We start from the raw sequence: 19413 nt of genomic DNA, 5'->3' as shown, positions 1-19413 counted from the left end.
CGGGGGGGGGGGGGGCGGCGGGGCGGCCGGGCCCCCCCCCGGCCGGGGCCCGGGCCCCCCCCCCCCGGGCCGCGCCGGGGGGGGGGGCGGCCCGGGGGGCCGGGCCCCCCCCCGACGGGAGCCGGCGGTGCGGCCAGGTCCTCCGGTGTGTCCGGTCAGCCCGCCGCCGGAGCCGGGGCGGCGACAGAGGACTCCGCGGGCTGGGGGATGCGGTGGAGGCCCCTGCGGTCGTAGAGGCGGGTGACGCCGAAGCCGAAGGCCAGGGACACGGCGAGCGCGATCCCCATCGCGGCCCAGGCCCGGGTGAGGCCGGCGTCGGCCTGCGCGTCGTAGTAGAGGAGGGAACGCAGGCCGCCGGTGAGCTGCCGGAGCGGCTCGAAGTCGGCGAGCGTACGGAAGAACCCGGGCAACGCCTCCAGCGGCACGGTCGCGCCGGAGGAGGGGACGGCCATCGCGATGAAGACGATGGTGGAGACCAGCATGCCCGGCGTGCCGAAGGCGGCCAGCAGGGCGAGGCCGCTGATGCCGACCACCGCGATGGTGGCCACCGAGTACAGCCACAGCAGGCCCAGGTGGGTGGCGTCCATGTCGAGGAGGCCGACGGTGGTGGCCTCGACCAGCGAACCCATGACGATCGAGAAGCCCAGCATGAGGACGGTGCTGATGGCCAGGGTGCGCACCCGGCTCGTGTGCCGGACGGGGGTCCGCTTGCGGAAGGGGCCGTAGTCGGTGTGCAGGTAGCCGAGCGCGTTGTCGACCTGGGAGTTGATCACGTTGGCGGCGAGCATGCCGCACACCAGCAGGACCAGGGCGTAGTAGAACGCGCTCAGTCCCATCGCGCTGCGCGCGCCGACCGGATGGCCGTCGGCGACCTCCACGGCAGCGGGGTCGGCCAGCGTCAGCTTGGCGGCCGGGGGGAGCTGGGCCGCGGCCGCACCCTGGCCGGACACGCGGGCGAGGAGTTCCTTGCCGAGCTGCGCGGAGGCGGCGTGGGCGGCCTGCTGCGCCGCCTGGGAGGCCATGGAAGAGCCGAAGCTGCCGGCCGACTGGTTGGTCAGCACCATCAGCTTCGGGCGGACCGGCTGCGGCGCCGCCTGGCCCTGGCCCTGCGGCTGGGCCTGCGCCTGGCCCTGGCCCTGGGCCTGGCTCTGCGCCTGGGGCTTGGCCTGCGCCTGCCCCGGGGCCTGCCCCTGCGCCAGGGCGGGCGGCGCGGTCAGGGCCGACACCGACGCGGTGAAGTCCCCCGGCACGACGAGCGCGCCGTAGAGCTTGCCCTGGCCGAGCCGCTCGTCGGCCTCCTCGCGGCTGAGCACCTGCCACGCGATGCTCTTGTTGCCCGCCGAGGACTTCTGGATCCCCGTGACGACCTGCTCGCCGAAGTTGACGTGCTTGCCGCCCGAGTCGGCGCCCCGGTCGCTGTTGACCAGCGCGACGGGCAGGTCGCGCAGATTGCCCTTGGGGTTGACGTTGCCGCCGACGTACAGCAGTGCGAACAGCGTCGAGACCACCGCGAGGATCGCCCCCGTGCCGATCCACAGCCGTGGGCTGCGCAGGACGGAGGAGGGCTTCGAGGCTGCTGTGGGTGACGGGGCGGACGGCTGGGGCGAAGGCATGGCAGCTCCAGGGTGATTACATGGAGTAGTTGGATATTCAAGGTATCCAGTACTAGATAGTGGCAGTATCTTCTTAGGGTGTCCAATCGACGGCGGCGGAAGCCCGGCCGCACCACAGCGAGGTAGCCCATGAGGATCTCGGAGCTCAGCCGCAGCACCGGCGTGCCGGTCGCCAGCATCAAGTACTTCCGCCGGGAGGGGCTGTTGCCCGCCGGCCGGGCCACGGCCGCCACCCTGGCCGAGTACGGGGACGAGCACGTCCAGCGGCTCCGGCTGATCAAGGCGCTGACCACCCTGGGCGGCCTGTCCATCGCCGCCACCCGCGAGGTGCTGGCCGCGGTCGACCGCGCCGACACCACCGACGCCGCCCTCGGCGCGATCAGCTACGCCCTGCCCGTACCGGTGGCCGAGGCCCCGGCCGGGGACTGCGACCAGGAGGAAGAGGCCGAGACGGCCGCCGAAGCGGACGTCGCCCAGCTGATCGCGGCCATGGACTGGCAGGTCCCCGACACCTCCCCGCACGTCCGGGGGCTCACCACGGCGCTCAAGCAGCTCAGGCGGCTCGACGCCGGGTACCGGCCGGACGGCCTCCTCGGCTACGCCGAGCTGGCCGACTCCATCGCCCGCCTCGACCTCCACCGCGCCGCCGCCTTCCGGGACTCGGCGGCGCTGGCGGAGCAGGCGGTCGTCGTCTTCGCCCTCTCCGCCCCGGTGCTCGAACTGCTGCGGCGCCTGGCCCAGGAGGACCAGGTCCGCCGCCGCATCACGGCCGAAGGCCCCCCAGCCGGGACCCCCGACGCCGGGTAGCCGCGCGGCCGGTCCGTCACCGGACCGGCCGGACACGGTCCGGACACGGTCCGGACACCGCCCGACGATCTAGCGTCGGGCGTCCACCACGGAGCGGAGCTTGCCGCTGGTGGGGCTGCGGTCCAGCGCCGCGCCGTCGACCGCCTCGACCACCAGGTCCAGCAGCCGCTCCGAGACCGCCGAGCGGAGCTCGGGATAGCCGGCCAGGAAGACCTCGCGCAACCGCTCCGGGTCCGTACCCGCGGACCGCTCCACCCGCACCGTCAGCCGCTCGCGCGCCCCCTCGCTGCCGAGCAGGACCTGCAGCTCGCCGCGGTGGCCGCCCTGCTCCTCCGCCAGGGCCACCAAGCGGCGGTGGTTGAGGAAGTACGTCGCCACCCGCATCACGTCGCCGGTGCGGCCCTGCAACTCGAAGCGCGGGGCGTGGCTGCCGCACGGGCAGCGGCCGGGCACGGCCCGACCCAGGTCCCCGATGACGTACCGGCCCAGCTGCTGACCGCGCCGGGCGTGCGTGGTGAACACCAGCCGGCCCGTCTCGCCCGGCGCGACCGGCCGCTCCCCCTCCGGGTCGAGGATCTCCATCGTGTGCAGGTCGGCGTGGAGGTGGTGGACGCCGCCCGAGCTCTCGGTGCACTGGTAGCCCAGCGGGCCCAGGTCGGTGCTGCCGTAGGTGATGGAGCGGACCACCTCGATGCCGAACTCGTCCTTCAGCGTGCGCTGCTGCTCGGGCGTGAAGTGCTCGCCGCCGTAGAACACCTTGCGCAGGCCCCCGTAGGCGCGCAGCGCGTCCGCCTCCGCGTGCAGCAGCTGCCACAGGTAGGACGGCATGCCGAAGAGGGTGGTCGCCCCGTGGTCGATCAGGGCCCGGGCCGTCGCGCGGTGGTCGGGGCCGGCGGCCAGCGGGAGCTGTACCCCGCCGAGCCGCTCCAGGACGGAGAAGAAGCTGATGAAGCTGCCGTACATGCCGCCGCAGTAGAAGAGGTTGGCGGTACGGTCCCCGACCGGGTCGTAGCCGGCGGCGAGCAGGCCGCGGGCGGCGGCGTGCATCTGCGTGTCGTAGTCGTCGTAGCTGAACAGCGACAGCGCCGGGGCGCCGGTACTGCCGCCGCTGTGGAAGTACAGCTCCGCGTCGGCGCGGCCCACCCCGCCGTTGCGCGCCTGCACCTCCTCCTTGCCCAGCAGCGGGCCGGCGGGTGCCGGCAGGACGACGGGCCGGGCCAGGTCGTCCAGGCAGGCGGTGGTGGCGAACCGGGCCGGGTCGGCCTGGACCGCGACGCGGCGGCTGTACCGCTGCAGCGCGTACACCCCGTCGTGCGGCTCGCCCGTGTAACTCTCCAGCATCGCGCCGACCGGGGTGACACGGGTGACGCCGGCCGCGAGGACGGTGCGCGACAGCTCGGCGACGTCGGTCCGGCTGCCGGCGATGCCCGCGGTCTGCAGGTAGCGGCGCATCGGCCGCAGGGTCGCGATGATCTGCCGGCGGGGCAGCGGCTTGACCCACACGCTGCGGTGCAGCGGGGACGCCGTCAGCGGGGAACGGGTGTCGGCCATGACCCGCCACGAGCGGTCCTCCGCGGCGAACACCCGGGTCAGGCCGAGGTGTTCCTCCAGCCGGGCCACCAGCTCCGTGGTGGTCAGCTCGGCCTCCTCGGCCGGGTCCCGGTCCTCGGCCGGGTCCCCGTTCCGTCCGCCGGGCGGCGGGGCCGCCGCGGACCGGGCGGCGAGCACGCCGGCGAAGCGCTCCGCGAACGCGAAGACCTCGGCCTCGTCCTCCGTGTCCAGGTAGACCACCTGGGGGCTGGCGCAGGCCTGCTGCTCGTGGCGGCACACGTCCTCGGCGAGGGCGTCGAGCGCGCCCGGGGCCGACCAGGCGTCGGCGGTCAGGTAGGCGAAGGAAATCCGGTGCCCCCACTCCACCAGCCGGCAGCCGGCCGGTACATGGGCGGCCACCCCCTCGACGGCGGCCTCCCCGCCCCAGACGGCGACGGCGTCCGCGGGCGCACACATCAGGCGCAGCCACTCCTGCCGGGAAGACCCGAAGCGCAGGACGACGATCCGCGCGGCCAGCGCCCCGCTCGGGTCCAGGGCGGCCAGCTCGGCCATCAGGGCCTGCGGGAAGAGGGAGTCGGCGCTGCTGGTCTTGAGGACGTTGACGTTGCCGGCGAGCAGGCCCTCCACGATGCTCAGCGGGGCCACGGTGGCCGCGTTCCCCGGGGCGATGTGCGCGACCATGCCGACCGGCGCCCACGCCTCGTACACCGCCTCGCGCGGGTCGGGCCGGTTCAGCCGGCCGGGCGCGGCGCCGCCCAGCTCCCGGCGCAGCTTGCGGGTCAGTTCCCGGCGGCCGAGGTGGTGGGCCAGCTCGGCCAGGAGCGCCGCCGGGTCCTCGTCCTCGGGCAGGTGCGCCGCCAGCCGGGCGTGCACGGGGTGCTCCGGGTCGAGGAGGGCCGGGGCCAGGGCGTCGCAGGCGGCCAGGACGGTCTCGGTCTCCAGTACGGTGCCCAGCGCGGCCTCGACCGCGGCCGGGAGTTCGGCGAGCCGGCGTTCGGCCTCCTCGTCGCCGATGAAGGCGCCCTGCCACAAGTGCGGTGCGTCGGCGGTCGGCCCGCCCCCGCTCCCGTACGCGGTCACGGTCTCCGTCTCGGTCACGGTCTCGGTTTCGGTCACGCTCGCGGTCGTGTTCACGGTCACGCCATTCCCTTCATCAGTTCCGCGGCGGCCACCGCGCAGCTCCGGTTGCGGCTCACCCCGGCACGGCCGTGGACGGTGAACCAGGGGGTCTGGAGCCCGCACCCGCAGGCGTCCCCCGGCTGGAGGGAGGCCAGGTCGCCCATGACCACGCTCTGCGCGGGCACGGACGTGATGTACGGCGACACCAGGTGCAGGTAGCCCCGCTCCCCGTACGGCAGCGGCTCCAGGGTGCGGGTGGAGCGGATCGTCACCCGCGACCAGACGGGCGCGTGCAGCCGGTGCCGCTCGCACTCGATGTACGGGATGCAGTGCTCGACCGAGCCGAAGGTGTCCCGGATCCGCTCGCCGGGGACGCCGAGCTGCTCGGTGACCCGGGCGTACAGCTCCTCCTTGCCGATCTGCCGGTCGGCGTGCCCCTTCCAGCCGCCGCCGAGGACGACGAGGGAGCCCTCGGGCAGGCGCAGCGGCGGCACGCCCATGGCCCGCATCCGCTCCAGGGTGAACCACAGGAAGGCGGGGAAGCCGAGGATGCGGACCGGTGCGTCGTCCCGCTCGAAGCGGCGCAGTGCGGCGATGCAGCCGAAGGGGTCGAACTCGTGGTCGCCGCCCGCGCCGCCGCCCGTGTTGCGCAGGGCGTACTCGACGCTGCGGGCCGGGGCGAAGTCGCAGAGGTAGTTGTCGGTGAAGGCGGTGCCGAGGTTCAGCGACGGGGCCGGCTCGTAGCTGTAGAGCAGGTAGTTGACCTCCTGCTCGGGGGTGATCCAGCCGTTGCGCTCGAAGATCCGGGCGACCATGCGCTGGGCGGACCGGATCGTCCAGTGGTCGAAGAACATCTGCGACTTCTGGCCGGTGGTACCGGAGGAGGTCAGGTGCAGTTCGACGTCCTCGCGGGGGACGGACAGCACCTCGTGCCGCTTGAAGAAGTTCGCGTGGACCAGCGGCGTGCGGTACGACTCGCCCTCCGCCGCGGGCGTGGACGCGTACAACGAGCCGAAGAACGGGGACCGTTCGGTGTGCCAGGCGTTGATCTCCGCCATGGCGGCGGCGAACAGCTCGTCCTCGGCGGGCCCGGACGCGTACGGGTCGGTCAGGTCGCACAGTCGCTGCACGTGCGGCAGGAGGGCGGGGTCGGGCACGCCGACCGGGGCGAGATGGGGGTTCATCGGGCAACCTCGGGTGATGTGGGCAGGTGCGTCGACGCCCAGGCCGACACGTAGCAGTCCAGATAGGGCTGGAGGGGCGGTTCGACGGCGACTCCGCGGAAGTCGATCCGCTCGGTGGAGCGGGACAGCACGACGTAGTCGTGGAAGCCGTCGCCGTCCGCGCGCATCGCCGGGTAGAGGGCTCCGGCGACGAACCCCTGGGCCAGGAAGGCGGCGAGGGCGTCCCGGTGCGCGAGCGGCACCAGGGCCTCCACGTATCCGGCTCCCGCGCGGGCCAGGGCCCGGGTGACGGGTTCGAGGTGGGCGGCCGCCGCGGCCGGGTCGGGGTGGGCGGTCAGCAAGGAGCAGTAGCCCCCGGCGCGGTTGAGGTAGGCGTAGACCTCGAAGCGGCCGTCCTCGGGGACGAGCAGCACGTTGGGGGTGTGCAGCGGGTAGAACCAGCCCTCGGCGCCGGGGAAGTGGTCGCGGAACCGGCGGCGGACGAAGGCCGGCGCCTCGATGACCTCCAGCCGGGTGGCGGCCTCCGACGCCGGTGGCGCGGCGACCGGCGCGGCGGGCGGGGCCGCGGCGGCCCGGACCCCCGGGTAGCCGATGCCGAGGACGGTCTCGGCGGTCCGCAGCAACGGCAGCAGCGGGGCGGGCACTTCGGTGACGGGCATCCGCCGGTCGAGCACCCCTGCCGAGTGACGCGCGTAGAGAGCGAGGCTCTCGCGGCTGCTGAGATCCACCGCGTTGGGCAGGATGCCCAGCGGGCGGAAGCCGTTGCGGGCGACGACGCGCTGCGGGCCGGCGCTGACCGTACGGACGGTGGCGTACACGGAGTCCAGCCGCCCGGAATCCAGCATCCTGGCGCACAGTTCCTCGGTCAGGGCCGCGGCCAGGCCGCCCGAGCGGTGCCCGGGGTGCACGGCGATGCCCTCCAGGCGGCCGATGCGGCTGCCGGGCTCGCCGTGGATCGCGGCGGAGGCGGTCAGGGCCCCGCTGTCGGGGCAGCGGCCGACGAGCCACAGGGAGTGCGGGTCGCCGATGAGCCGGGCCATCTCGGCGGGGTCGGTGCCGAGGGCGACGGGGTAGTGGGGCCCGTAGACGGCGTAGTAGAGCTGGCGCAGCTCGGCGATGTCCGCGCAGGCGGCCGGGGTGATGACGGGGTTCACCGCGCGCCTCCCGCCGACCGGGCCGCCGCGTCACCGACGCCCATCGCATCCGCATCCGCATCCGCATCCGCATCCGCATCCGGATCTGCATCCGCACCCGCGGTCGACTCCGCGGCCGCCTCGGCGGGTTCGGGGTGGCGCCGGCCGAGCAGGGCCAGCGCGCAGGCGGCGGGCAGCAGGCCGATGCCCTGCACCAGGCACAGCGTCTGCGGCGAGAAGTGGTCTCCGGCCGAGCCGAACACCAGCGAGGCCACCGGCAGGGAGGCGCCGAGCACGGCCTGCATCACGGCGAAGAAGCCGGGCTTGTCGGCAGCGGGTACCAGCCGCTGGAAGAGGGCGACGAAGCGCACGCTGACGGCCCCGGCGCACCAGCCGGCGACGACCAGGCAGCCCGCGAAGACCGGACGGAACGGGGCGAGGCCGGGCAGGGCCAGCGCGACCGCCATCAGGCCCAGGCAGTACGCGCCGGCGACGGCGGGCCGGCCCGGGACGCGGGTGCCGGTGAAGGCGCCGATGAGCGCGCCGGTGCCGAGGGAGGCCTCCAGCAGGGCGACGGTGCCCCCGCCGCCCTGGAAGACGGAGCGGGTGTAGAGGGGGATGATGACGAACACGGCGGCGGTGAAGAGGTTCGCCGCGGTGAAGCAGATCAGGATCCTTCGTACGTAGGGCAGTGCGGCGAGGATGCCGCGCAGCGTACGGCGCTGCCCGGGCACCGCGGCCGGCCCGTCGGTGCCGGCGCCGCCGTCGGCGGGTGCCGGTCCGGGGGCCGCCGCGGCGGTGCGGAACCGTGCGGTCGCGACGAGGAGGGCGGCGCTCAGGTAGGCGGCGGCGCAGCCGGCGGCCAGCCCGGCCACGCCGGCCCGGTCGACGGCCAGGGCACCGAGCAACGCCCCGCCCAGGCCGGCCAGGGACTGGGTGGACAGCTCGAAACCCGTGGCGGCCTCGATGTCGGCGTCGTCGACGAGTTCGGGCACCGACGTGGTCAGACACGGGTCGAAGAAGGCCTGGCAGGTGGCCAGGGCGAGGGCGGCGGCGTACACGGCGGCCACCGGCAGGCCGCTGCCCTGCGCCCACAGGGCGAGGGCGGCCGCGGCCGCTCCGGCCCCGGCGGCGGCGGTCCGCAGCACCGAGCGGTGCGCGAACCGGGCGACGGCGCGGGCCACGAGGGGCGCCAGGGCCACGGCGGGCAGGGTGCAGACGGCCATGAAGAGCCCGGAGGCCAGCCCGCCGGCGTCCTGGACGGCGTAGGCGACGAGCCACCAGGACACGCCGACCTGGAACATGCGCACGGCCCCCTGGGTCAGGACCTGGCCCAGCCAGACGGCCCCGAAGGCGCGGTTGCGCAGGACGAGCGGCAGACGCCGGTCGCCGGCCCGGGCCTCCCCGGTCACGGCCTCCGCGTCGGTCACGGGGGCGGCGGTCATGCGGTGGGCCTTTCGTCCAGGACCCGGACGAGCTTGCCCGAGCGCGGGTTGACGGCGAGGTCCCGGTGACGGGCCCACTCCACGGACAGCGGGTGCACGAACCCGGCGCGCACGCTGTCCGGGTACAGCGGCCGCACGGTTTCCAGCTCCGTGACGACCGCCTCGGCCAGCGCCTCCAGCCCGCCCGGCCCGCCCGACCCACCCGGCCCGCCGTCACCGCGGCCGGCGTCCCCGGGCGCGGTCGCCAGCCGCAGCACGAGCCCGTCCCGGCCCTCCCAGCGGCGTACCACGAGCTGCATGCCGACGACCCGCCCGGCGGTGTCCGCCGCGGCCACCGCCTGCTGGGCGTCCTGCGTGTAGAGGGAGACCGGGCCGACCCGGACGCCCTCCTCGGCGCGCCCGAGGATCCGGAAGTGGCCCTCCCCGGTGCCCGTCCACTCGGCCCGGTCGCCCGCCGGATAGCGGATGACCGGCATCAGGCGCCGGAACAGGCTGGTGACGACGACCCGGCCGGGGCGTCCCGGTTCGGTGATGGGCTCACCGGTGGTGTCGTCGAGGATCTCGACGACCGAGTGCGGGGTGAAGGCCCTGTGCACGCGGGCGTCGGGGCCGGGCACCGGGCGGCCGAGCAGCCCGGCGTCCACGCTCGCGTATCCGACGGAGCGGGCCTCGGCGCGCGGGAACGCGGTGGCCAGCAGCCGCCGCTGGTCGGCGAAGAGGGCCTCGCCGCCGAAGAGCAGCAGCTCCACCGAGTCGAGCCGGACACCGGCGGCGATCACGTGCTCGGCCAGCCGGCACAGGGTGGTCGGCGTTCCGGCCAGCACCTGGGCCGCGAGGTCGCGGAGCGTGGGGACCGTGGACTCCAACGGTGCGGCGCCGCCGATGGGCAGGCGGACGTTGTCCACGGGCGCGTGGGCGAGGGAGTCCAGGACGAACAGGAAACTGGCGTACAGCTCCCCGGCGTAGAAGAGGTCGGCGACGCGGTGTCCCGGGCGCAGGCCCGTGTCCACGAGTCCCTGGCCGAAGGCGCTGACGAACGTGCGCCATTCGTCACGGGTGTAGACCGAGAACTTGGGGGAGCCGGTGGTGCCGCCGGTCTTGTAGACGGTGGCCTCGCTGAGCGGGCCGGTCAGAACCCGGTTGTCGTGCAGGGTGTTGGCCGCCCAGAACTCCTGCTGGTCCACGACCGGCAGGTCGGTGAGGAGGCCGGCGTCCGGTGGCAGGGACGCGTAGAGGTCCCGGTAGAAGGGTGAGTTGTGGCGGGCGAAACGTATGAGGTCCGAGAGCTGCTGGGCGGACATGGGCCTTTGCCTAGGTGAACGGGAACAGGAGCGGGAGCCACCACTGAGCGCGGCGGGACCACGAGCCCCCCTGCGCATCGGCCGATGGTGGGTACGGGGGAACCCCCGCGCCCCCGCCTCCTCGACGCACGCCGAGAACTGACGTGCAGTCACGATGATGGAACATCATTCCGGTAACCGCCAAATTGGCCAAATATTTCCGGCCGCAGCGGCCTGAACCCGCGAGATTTATCGCCCGTCCGTCACTGACCGCAGGTCACAGGTCACAGGTCACAGGTCACTGGTCACTGGTCACTGGTCACCGCACACAGGTCACCCGGCGCTCGTCACCCGCCCGCGATCTCGATGCCGGCCGTGAGCATGCGGGCGACAGATCGTCGCGCCGCCGCCCCGCCGCAACCCGGGGCGCCAGCGCTGTCGGCCGGGCTACCGGTCGGCGGACGTCTCCGCTGCCTGCATGGCCGCGATGCGCCGCCTGACCACCACCGTGGCAGCGGCCGCGCTGAGCGTGAAGGCCGCCAGCAGCACCGCGGGGCGGTCCAGCCTGTGCCGCGTCAGGTGGTCGACGGAGAAGCATCCCGGCCCCGATACCCCGAGCGAGGCGGCGACGAAGCCGAGGAAGGCCGGGTACTCGAAGCCGCCGCCCTGCGCGAAGAACCCCGCGGGCGCGTGCACCGAAACGGCCCCGGCCATGGCACCCGCCGCGGCGGCGCCCGCCGCCGGGGTCGCGAACCCCAGGGCGAGGAGGGCGCCGCCGCCGGCCTCGCCGAGCCCGGCCGCGAGCGCGCTCGGGCGTCCGGGTGCGAAGCCCATCTGTTCCATGGCCTTGGCGGTGCCGTCGAGACCGCCTCCGCCGAACCAGCCGAACAGCTTCTGCGTGCCGTGCGCGATCAGCACCCCGCCCGCTCCGAGGCGCAGGGCGAGCAGCCCGAGGTCCTTGCGACGGGTCAGCGACATGGGGGAGGCCTTTCGGACGAGGGCGGGCCCGCGGGGCGCGAGGGCGGGCACGCGGGACGCGAGGACGCGAGGGGCACTCCCCGCAGGATCGTTCCGTTGTCCCGGGCCCCCGCGGCCCCACACCGTGCGGCCGCCGCAGCCCCACCGAATGGCGGACCGCCGCCTTCGGCCGACCGGGCCGGCCGGTCAGGCAGCGGCGTCCGGGGCCCCGGCCGCCACCGGCCCGTCGGGCCCGGACCCGTACGGCTGGACCACCGACACCGTGCCGCGGCCGCCGTCCACCCGGATCCGGTCCCCGGTGCGGATCCGAGTCGTCGCGTTGCCGCAGCCGACCACGGCCGGAATGCCCAGCTCCCGGGCCACGATAGAGGCGTGCGAGAGGTTCGCGCCGACATCCGTGACGATGGCCGAGATCCGGGTGAACAGGGGGGTCCACCCGATGTTCGTCACCGTCGTCACCAGGATCTCGCCCGGCCGGATGTCCGCACCCTCCTCGACGGTGGCCACGACCCGGGCGACGCCCTCCACCACACCGCCGGACGCCGGTGAACCGGAGACCTCGTCCGTGACCGGCACCGCGGAGTGCGCGTCGTACAGGTCGGCGCGCCGGTCCGGGTCGGCGGCCCACACGGCCGGCTCGAACTCGCCCCGGATCAGCGTCGGATAGGCGGGCAGCGCCCGGTAGCCCTCGTACGCGGCACGCCGCGCCGGCACCGCGGCCAGCGGCCCCCGGTCCCCGCCGAGCACGGCGAGGATCTCCTCGTGGGAGAGGAAGAACAGGTCCTCCCCGGCGCCGGACACCTCGCCCGCCCGCAGCACGAACGCGCGCAGCAGCCAGAACACGCGGGCCACCTCGGTCCGGGCGGCCTCGCGCAGCCGGGCCGAGGCCGCCCACCGGTCCACGGCGCGGCGCAGCCCGGCCACCCGGCGCGGGTGGTGTGCGGCGCACCGCTCCCAGGCCGCCGCCCGCGCCGCGGTCTGCCGGCCCAGGCGCAGTCCGGCGTCTTCCTCGACGGTGCCGAGGGCGGCGAGCTGCCGGTCGATCCACTCCGGGTCCTCGGCCGGCCGGGGGAGGGACACCTCGAACTCGTGCGGGCCCCGGTGGCCGTACGCGCGCGCGTACCCGTCCCGGTCGATCTCGCCGCGGGCCAGCCGCTCCAGCCCCAGCAGCGGCCCCATGCTGGCGAGTTGGCCCTCGTCGCCGAGGCCCGTGGTCATCAGGTCGGCGTCCTCCTCGCCCACCAGGTCGCGCAGGGTGCCGCGGACCTTGACCAGCGAATCGCCGTCCTGCCGGGTGGCGGCCTGCAGCATGTGGCAGCACAGCCGGAAGTACGCGGAGACCTCCGACTCCCACAGCGCCCGCAGCTCCTGCGCGCCGGTGGCACCCCCGACGCGGGTCCGGAGCTCCTCGCAGCGGGCCGGTGCCCCTGCGAGGAACTCCGGCAGCCGCTTGCCGTTGGCGCGGATCCGGCTGACGACGGAGAAGGCCTCGCCGATCGTGTCCCGCCACACCCGCACCTTGGAGGCGGGCAGCAGCGGGATCCGTACGCCTTCCGGCAGGCGGCCGAAGACCAGCTCGTTGGCGCGCGCGAACTTGGCACCCTGTCCGAAGGCGGCGGCGAGGGTGGCCGTGACACTGAGGTTCATGTAGAAGCGGCCGCCGATGTTGCCGTACAGGGGCCGGCCCTCCAGTGTGGCCCCGACCATGACGTCGCCCATGAAGGCCTTGATGAACGACCAGGCGGCGGGGGTCATCACATCGGGTACGGCCTCGCCCAGGTTGGCGCTCGTCCACAGGGAGTCGGTGCCGAGGCTGTCGTTCCACACGTCCGGCCGCACGGCCGTCCCGGTGGTGATCGGGCGGGCCTGGAGGATGCGGAACTCCCCGTCCTCGCGGGCCCACTCGACATCGCGCGGGTCGCCGTACAACTGCTCGATCCGCAGGCCGAGCCGGGCGAGGGCGGTGGCCTCCGCGGCGCTGAGCACCGGGGCCTCACGCCGGTCGGCGGCGACGGGCTCCTCCCGCGTCCCGTCCGCGGTGGGGACGGTCATGACCTCCTTGGCGGCGATCCGCTCCTCGACGACGGTCAGGCTCGTCCGATCGACGGCCACGGTGTCGGGGGTCACCAGCCCGCTGACGACCGCCTCGCCCAGGCCCCAGGCCGCGTTGACGACGATCCGGTCGGCTCCACCGCCGAGCGGGTCGACGGTGAACATCACCCCGGCGGCGTCGGCGGCGACCAGCTCCTGCACGACGACGGCGAGGGAGACGTCCTCGTGGGCGATGCCGGCCCGCTCGCGGTAGGCGACGGCACGGTCGGTCCACAGCGAGGCCCAGCAGTTGCGGACCGCCCCCAGCAGGGCCTCCTCGCCGCGGATGTTCAAGTACGTGTCCTGCTGGCCGGCGAAGGACAGGTCGGGCAGGTCCTCCGCCGTGGCGGAGGAGCGCACGGCCACCGTCCGCAGGCCGTCGCCGAGCTGTGCGTACGCCTTCCCGACCGCCTGCCGCACCGCGTCCGGCAGCGGGGACTGCGCGAACCGGGCCCGGATCCGGGCCCCCGCGTCCGGGGCTGCGAGATCCGCGCCGAGGTGTTCGGCGATGCCCGCCGCGGTGACGAACTCCCGGTAGGCGGCCGTCGTCACGTGGAATCCGCCGGGCACCGGCAGACCGGCCCGAGCGAGCTCGGCCAGCGCCGCGCCCTTGCCCCCGGCACTGTCCAGCGTTGCCTCGGCACTGTCCAACTGCAGTACGAAATCCACGGTCCCGTCCCCCGACTCGGCCTGAAAGGAAGACCATGATCACGTAGTCGGTCCTGGTACGGAAGATCTGATCAAGCCTACGGAGCCGGCGTGCGCGCGCCGGGGGCCGGCGCCACCGCCCCCCTCCTGGCGCCTCGGGCAGCCGAGTGGGCCGAGCCCGTCACCGGGTCGACGGCGGGTCGCCTGCGCGTCAGGTGCCGGTGTCCGCGAGTCCCGTCGCCAGCCCCGGATAGTCGAGGACGAGCCCGTCGCCGTCGAAGACCACGTCGCTGCTGAAGCTGCCGGAGGAGTAGCGGACCCGGCCCCCGCCGAGCGGCGTGTAGGTCTGCTCGGAGGGGACCACGGCCAGGTCGGGCACGGACACCCAGGCCATGAGGAACCGTCGCCCGGGACCGGCCGCACCGGCCAGGTGCAGCCCGTGGCGCCGTACGGGCATGGTGTTGGTCAGCGGGCAGAGCCCGAGGTCGCAGTCGGCCGCGCCGTCGAGGTCGGGCCGCTCCCGCCCGTCCACGGTCCACCGGCCGGCCGCGTCCCGGAGCAGCTCCGTTTCGCGTACCCCGTGGCCGGGACCGTCCACGCGCACGCGCAGCGAACGGGTGACGTGGCCGGGCCCGGTCCGGAGCTCGTACGAAACCCAGTAGGGCCCGCCCTCCAGCGCCATGGCCCGGCCCCGCGCGTGCATCGCGTCCTCGGTGAACCCGCCCCACGCGGTGTCGTATCCCCGGGAGGCCGAGACGTGCCAGGTGCGGGTGAAACGTACGGGATCGTTCATGGTCACGATCATCCCCGACGCGGACCCGACCCGGGGGGTGCGGTCCTCGTCGGCCGGTGCCCGGTGTCGTTCCACTCGGCCACGTCGCAGGTGCCGCCCGTGTCGGCGCCGTGCGGAGGGGTCAGGACCGACCGCCGCGGGCCAGGGCTTCCTCCCCTGCCTTGCTGGTGCCGAAGTGGTTGTCGTGCAGCTCCTGCACCTCCAGGAGGCGGTGCCGTCCAGTACGGAGAACACCTCGGCGGACCTGGAGTGGTGCTGCGACCGGTGGCGCTGCGCCGTCGGCGAGCGGACGGTTCGTCACGGACGTTCCGGCGCCGCTGACTTCCGCGCCAGGTGGACCACGTCGGGCACGCCGCGGGCCACCGGGACCTCCTGCGTCCGCACGGCGTCGAACCCGGCGTCGCGCAGGGCCTGTTCGAACGCGGGGGAGGGCTGAGCCGACCAGACGGCGAGGACCCCGCCCGGGTGGAGCCGGTCCAGGCACGAGGCGAGTCCGGCCGGGGAGTACAGGCCCCGGTTGTCCTCGTCCACCGTCCAGTCGGGGCCGTTGTCGATGTCCAGGCACAGGGCGTCGTACCGGTCGGCGGAATCCGCCAGGTAGGCCACCAGGTCGGTTTGCAAGATCCTGGTCCGCGGGTCGGCGAGGGCTGCGGAGGACACCGTGCCGAGCGGGCCCGTCCGGTGCCATTCGATGATCGCCGCTTCCCGCTCCACGACGGCGATCCGGCCCCAGTGCTTCCGCGCGGCGGCGTGGGCGAGGGAGAAACCGACGCCGAGCCCGCCGATCAGCAGGGACGGCGCGGGGGCGCCCGGCGGCGGGTCGAGGGCGAGGTACGCGGCGTCGACGAGCAGCCGCTCCGAACGGCCGTCGGAGGTGTCCATCAGGAAGCAGCCGTTCGCGATGATCTCGTACGTGGCGCCCCGGCGCCGCAGCACGACCTCGCCGAACGGGCCTTCCCGGCGGTCCAGGACCTCGGGGGTCTCCGGTGTGACAGATGCCTTCATGCGGGGTTCAACGAGGCGCCGGGGACGGGTGTTCCGGCCGGCGCGTCTGCCCCTGCCCCTGCCCCTGCGCCTACACCTGCGCCTACACCTGTGCCTGTGCCTGTGCCTGTGCCTGTGCCTGTTCCGGCGGGCGCAGCGTGCCGGGGGCGTCCGGTTCCGCGAGCATGTCGTCCACGAGGAGCAACCGCGTCTCCGGGAAGCCCTCGGCGACGGCCTCCCGCATCATCGCCAGGCCGTCCGGGTCGGGCTCCCCGCACCGCGCACGCGTCTCCTCGTCGGGCCAGCGCGCATATGCCACCCACGTCCCGTCGTGGGCCCGGTGCAGCCTCGACCCGTAGCTCCCGCACGTGGCGTGGATCGCGGCCGTCACCCGGTGCCATCCGTCGGCGAACTGCTGCTCCATCCCCTCGTGGAGGCGCCACCGGTAGATCACGGCGAACATGTCCCGCATCCTCTCGTGTCGGGGCGCCGGGCCGTGGGGCCCCGCCCTACGGCCGTCAGGTGAGCCGAATCCCGATGGGTCGGGTTTGCTCCCACACCGCACCCTAGGAGGCGGGGTGGCTCCCGGCAGGGTGCAATGAGGGTCCCCGTATGCCGGTCAATTCCCCCGCCGCCCGGCCCGCTCCGCGGGCTACCGGGGCGCGGGATCCCCCTGGACGCGGGCGTGCAGGTGTTCGTCGTGCCAGCCGTCCGCGTGCAGCAGGGCGCTGCGCAGCGTCCCTTCGAGGGTGAAGCCCGCACGCGTCGCCACCGCGCAGGAGGCGGCGTTGGCGACGGAGTGGGTGATGCGGAGCCGGTGCAGGCCCAGGTCCTCCAGCGCCCAGCGGCTGACCCCCGCCACGGCATCGGCCATCGCCCCGCGGCCGCGGCCCGCGGGAAGCAGCCAGTACAGGAACTCCGCGCTGCCGCCGCGGAGGTCGACGTCGGCCAGGCCGACGAGGCCGACGGGGCGGCCGCCGTCCGGCGCGGCGATCGCCCAGATCACCGCCTGCTCGGCCTGCCGGCGCTCTTCCCACCGGGCGATCCTGTCGCGTGCCGCGTCCAGGGACAGGATTCCGGGCCGGTTCCAGTGCTGGACGTCCGGATCGTGGCACGACTCCGCGAGGACCGGGGCGTCGTCGCTGCTCCACGGGCGCAGTTGGAGGCCGCAGGGCAGGGAGAAGACCGGATGCCCGGCCCCGGCCAGGCGGCCCGGGGGCACGACGTCGGGTATGGAAACGATCATCTCTGCATCATGCCAGGGCTCCCTCCCCTGGCCCTCGGTTGTCGATCCTGGCCGTCTGCTGCGCCGCATGGCCGGATTCCTCCTGCTGGCCACCTTCCCGGTGCTCGCCCCGTACGCGTACGTCGGCGTCGGCCGCCCCGCGATCGCGCCGGTCTTCCCGACCTGCCCGCCCTGGCTGACCCGGGCGTGCCGGGGGTGGCGGCGGCCGGGGCGTACGTGATCGCCGCCTCGACGAGCGGCGGCGTCGCCTGTCCGCCGCCGCTCGGCGCGGTGACGGGTGCGACCGCACTGGAGCGCACGGCCGGCGCACGAACTCGGGCTGCGCGCAGAAGAGATCCTGTTTCGTTGACGACCGCGCAGAGAGCGGCCGGGTCGCACGTGAACTCGGCTTCCACGGCCACGTGTTCACGTCCCCATGAGGCGCTCGCGGCGGCTCTGGACGCCGGGTTGGGGTGGCGCACGCCCGCGGCCGTACAGCCAGTGGTGCCGGTGGACGGCAGCGGCGGCGCGAGCAGCAACACGCAGCGGATTTCGCCGATTTCCGATGCGGCGGGGGGTGCCGGTCCGGGGGTGCGTAGCAGGGGTTCCCGCCCGGCCTCCGGCCGGAACAGGGTGATCCGTTACGTACGGCGACGCCCCGGCGCACAGGCTGTCGATCGTGACGCTCCGGGCGGAGTGGCCGGATATCGCTGTTGTGGTGGGTTGTGGTGGACATGCCTGGCATGATCGCTTCTCACGTTACTTGTCGGTAGCGTAACTTCCCCCCAACCAGAAGGTCTTACGTACGTGCGCATGCTCGCCAGACGCTTCCTGCTGCCCGGAATCACCACCCTGGCGCTCACCGTCACAGGCTGCTCCACGGCCACGCACACCGGCGCCGCAGCCCCCACCGACCCGGCCAACCCCACCCCCGTGGCCGACGGAACGCAGCAGCTCGAGGTGGCCGCGGCCCCGCAGGGCGCGCCCGCCCCGGTCGAGATAGCCCGGGTCGGCGCAGGCAAGGGCACCCCGGAGAAGTCCGCGCTGAAGGTCGCCTCCTACGACCAGAAGACCGGCCGGGCCGTCATAGCCGCGGCCCCGAAGGGCCCGGCCCCCTCGAAGAACCCGCCGAGCTCCAAGGGCCCGCAGAACGCGCCCGGTTCGTCGGCCTCGCCGAACCAGGGCCAGAGCCAGGCCCCGGCGGCCGCCAAGCCCGTCGCCGTGGGCGACGTCATCGCCAGCGCCCCCGCTCCGGGCGCCCCCAACGGCCTTCTCGCGAAGGTCACCGAGGTCGTCGGGAAGACCGACCGCGGCACCGAGGTCAAGACGGCCCCCACGACGCTGGCCTCGGTCCTGAACGACGACAAGGCCGACGGCAAGGTCCCCGTCGACCCGTCCTCGGTCACGGTCGAGCCCCTGATGAAGGGCGTCGACTTCTCCTGGGCCAAGACCGGTGGCCTGAAGTTCGGCCCCGAGGGCGCCAAGCTGCCCCTCGGCAACCTGCGGCTCGACGTGAACGCCCCGATCGAGACCGCCCCGGGCAGCCCCGTCTCGGCCGGCGCCTCGGTCTCCGGATTCGTCCAGCTCGCCCCGACGATCGAGTTCGCCTACGACGGCTCGGGCGGCGTCGGCCCGCGCACCGCCTTCCTCGGCATGAGCGGTGACTGGTCCTCGCAGTGGAGCCTCAAGGGGCACGCCGCCGCGAGCACCGGATCGCCCAAGCGGATCCCGTTCGCGAAGCTGCACGCCGCGCCCGTCATCCAGGTGGGCCCGGTCCCCGTCGTCGTCAACCTCGACCTGACCTGCTACGTCCAGGTGGAGGCCGACGGCCGCGTCACGCTCGAAGTCAGCCAGGACGTCAAGGGCGACTTCCGTGTCGGTGGCAGCTACGCCACCGGCAAGGGCTGGACCCCGGTCAGCACCTCGGCCGTCAAGAGCACCCCGGTGAAGGCCGAGGTCACCGCCTCCGGCAAGGTCAAGGCCGCCCTCGGCGCCGAGGCCGCCATCGGCCTGTACGGGGCCGTGGGCGTCTCCGCGGACTTCGCCCCGTACCTGCGCGGCGAGGCCGAGGCCAAGGCGTCCGCCTCGACCGACGGCAAGACCTCCGTCAGCGGCGCGTGGGCCCTGTACGGCGGATTCGACCTGAGCGGCAACCTCCAGCTCCAGCTGTCCCTGTTCGGCACCCCGCTGTTCGAGCGCAAGATCCCGCTGGGATCCCTCAACCGCGAGTGGCCGCTGGTTTCGGGCCGCACCGCAAGCTGACCCGAGCTCACCCGGCGGTCCCTGAGAGGGGCGGTACGGACGGCACACCCCGCCGCCCGTACCGCCCCTCACCCGTTGACCGGTCCGATTGCCCGACTGCCCGACGGCCCGACTGTCCCGTACCGACCGCCGCCCGCCGTCCCGAGACCGCCGAGAGCAACGCCGGTCGCCCGTACGGGCGTTGCGGGCCGGTGCCCGTATCCGCTCGGCGGCTCCGTTCCGACCGGTGGCTCCGTTGTCAGCGGCGGCCGCTAAGGTCCCCTTCGTACCGCAGCTCAGGGGGTGATGCTCGGGACGCGG

16 protein-coding genes are annotated in these 19413 nt (G+C 74.4%); 3 read left to right on the top strand and 13 right to left on the bottom strand.

Annotation, left to right across the window (positions count from 1 at the left end; translation table 11 throughout):
• Positions 1-155 precede the first annotated feature (155 nt).
• Positions 156-1613 (bottom strand): DUF3533 domain-containing protein, encoded by a 1458-nt coding sequence (locus ACFVGY_RS00585; RefSeq protein WP_385668684.1) that lies wholly within the window; start codon positions 1611-1613, stop codon positions 156-158.
• A 129-nt stretch (positions 1614-1742) separates the two neighbouring features.
• Between ACFVGY_RS00585 and ACFVGY_RS00580 the strand changes: the two genes are divergently transcribed.
• The gene (locus tag ACFVGY_RS00580; protein WP_385668681.1) at positions 1743-2420 is read left to right on the top strand and encodes a MerR family transcriptional regulator; all 678 of its coding nucleotides are present in this window, start codon (positions 1743-1745) and stop codon (positions 2418-2420) included.
• 69 nt (positions 2421-2489) lie between these two features.
• Here the strand turns inward: ACFVGY_RS00580 and ACFVGY_RS00575 are convergent, their stop codons facing one another.
• The 12 genes from ACFVGY_RS00575 to ACFVGY_RS00520 form a co-directional block, all read right to left on the bottom strand.
• Positions 2490-5111, bottom strand: a complete 2622-nt coding sequence (locus ACFVGY_RS00575; RefSeq protein ID WP_385668678.1) for an acyl-CoA reductase — start codon at positions 5109-5111, stop codon at positions 2490-2492.
• Positions 5108-6274 carry an acyl-protein synthase gene (locus ACFVGY_RS00570; protein WP_385668675.1) on the bottom strand — a complete coding sequence of 389 codons (1167 nt, stop codon included), beginning with the start codon at positions 6272-6274 and terminating at the stop codon, positions 5108-5110. Before ACFVGY_RS00570 ends, ACFVGY_RS00575 begins: the two co-directional genes overlap by 4 nt.
• Complete coding sequence (locus ACFVGY_RS00565; RefSeq protein ID WP_385668673.1) at positions 6271-7428, bottom strand: GNAT family N-acetyltransferase; 1158 nt, start codon at positions 7426-7428, stop codon at positions 6271-6273. Before ACFVGY_RS00565 ends, ACFVGY_RS00570 begins: the two co-directional genes overlap by 4 nt.
• On the bottom strand, positions 7425-8852 hold the full coding sequence (locus tag ACFVGY_RS00560; RefSeq protein ID WP_385668670.1) for an MFS transporter: 1428 nt from the start codon (positions 8850-8852) through the stop codon (positions 7425-7427). The genes ACFVGY_RS00565 and ACFVGY_RS00560 overlap by 4 nt, the downstream gene beginning before the upstream one ends.
• A complete protein-coding gene (locus tag ACFVGY_RS00555) occupies positions 8849-10153 on the bottom strand; it encodes a phenylacetate--CoA ligase family protein (protein ID WP_385668667.1) in 1305 nt (434 codons plus the stop codon). Before ACFVGY_RS00555 ends, ACFVGY_RS00560 begins: the two co-directional genes overlap by 4 nt.
• A gap of 426 nt (positions 10154-10579) precedes the next feature.
• Entirely contained in the window at positions 10580-11110 is a 531-nt protein-coding gene (locus ACFVGY_RS00550; protein WP_385668664.1) for a DoxX family membrane protein, read from the bottom strand.
• Positions 11111-11296: 186 nt separating this feature from the next.
• Positions 11297-13870 (bottom strand): PEP/pyruvate-binding domain-containing protein, encoded by a 2574-nt coding sequence (locus ACFVGY_RS00545; RefSeq protein WP_385668661.1) that lies wholly within the window; start codon positions 13868-13870, stop codon positions 11297-11299.
• A gap of 190 nt (positions 13871-14060) precedes the next feature.
• Complete coding sequence (locus ACFVGY_RS00540; protein ID WP_385668658.1) at positions 14061-14642, bottom strand: putative glycolipid-binding domain-containing protein; 582 nt, start codon at positions 14640-14642, stop codon at positions 14061-14063.
• A 121-nt stretch (positions 14643-14763) separates the two neighbouring features.
• The gene (locus ACFVGY_RS00535) at positions 14764-14943 is read right to left on the bottom strand and encodes a hypothetical protein (RefSeq protein WP_385668655.1); all 180 of its coding nucleotides are present in this window, start codon (positions 14941-14943) and stop codon (positions 14764-14766) included.
• Entirely contained in the window at positions 14940-15647 is a 708-nt protein-coding gene (locus ACFVGY_RS00530; RefSeq protein ID WP_385668652.1) for a spermidine synthase, read from the bottom strand. The genes ACFVGY_RS00535 and ACFVGY_RS00530 overlap by 4 nt, the downstream gene beginning before the upstream one ends.
• 82 nt (positions 15648-15729) lie before the next feature.
• Positions 15730-16089 (bottom strand): antibiotic biosynthesis monooxygenase family protein, encoded by a 360-nt coding sequence (locus ACFVGY_RS00525; RefSeq protein WP_385668649.1) that lies wholly within the window; start codon positions 16087-16089, stop codon positions 15730-15732.
• A gap of 189 nt (positions 16090-16278) precedes the next feature.
• Positions 16279-16872 (bottom strand): GNAT family N-acetyltransferase, encoded by a 594-nt coding sequence (locus ACFVGY_RS00520; RefSeq protein ID WP_385668646.1) that lies wholly within the window; start codon positions 16870-16872, stop codon positions 16279-16281.
• Between the two features lie 67 nt (positions 16873-16939).
• Between ACFVGY_RS00520 and ACFVGY_RS00515 the strand changes: the two genes are divergently transcribed.
• Complete coding sequence (locus tag ACFVGY_RS00515) at positions 16940-17092, top strand: hypothetical protein (RefSeq protein ID WP_385668643.1); 153 nt, start codon at positions 16940-16942, stop codon at positions 17090-17092.
• Positions 17093-17658: 566 nt separating this feature from the next.
• A complete protein-coding gene (locus ACFVGY_RS00510; protein WP_385668640.1) occupies positions 17659-19113 on the top strand; it encodes a hypothetical protein in 1455 nt (484 codons plus the stop codon).
• Positions 19114-19413: the final 300 nt, after the last annotated feature.

The sequence above is a fragment of the Streptomyces sp. NPDC127106 genome (genome assembly GCF_042677605.1).
Taxonomy (GTDB): Bacteria; Actinomycetota; Actinomycetes; order Streptomycetales; family Streptomycetaceae; genus Streptomyces.
The sequence above is the reverse complement of the archived record's forward strand: the minus strand, read 5'-3'. Positions and strand labels throughout refer to the sequence as shown.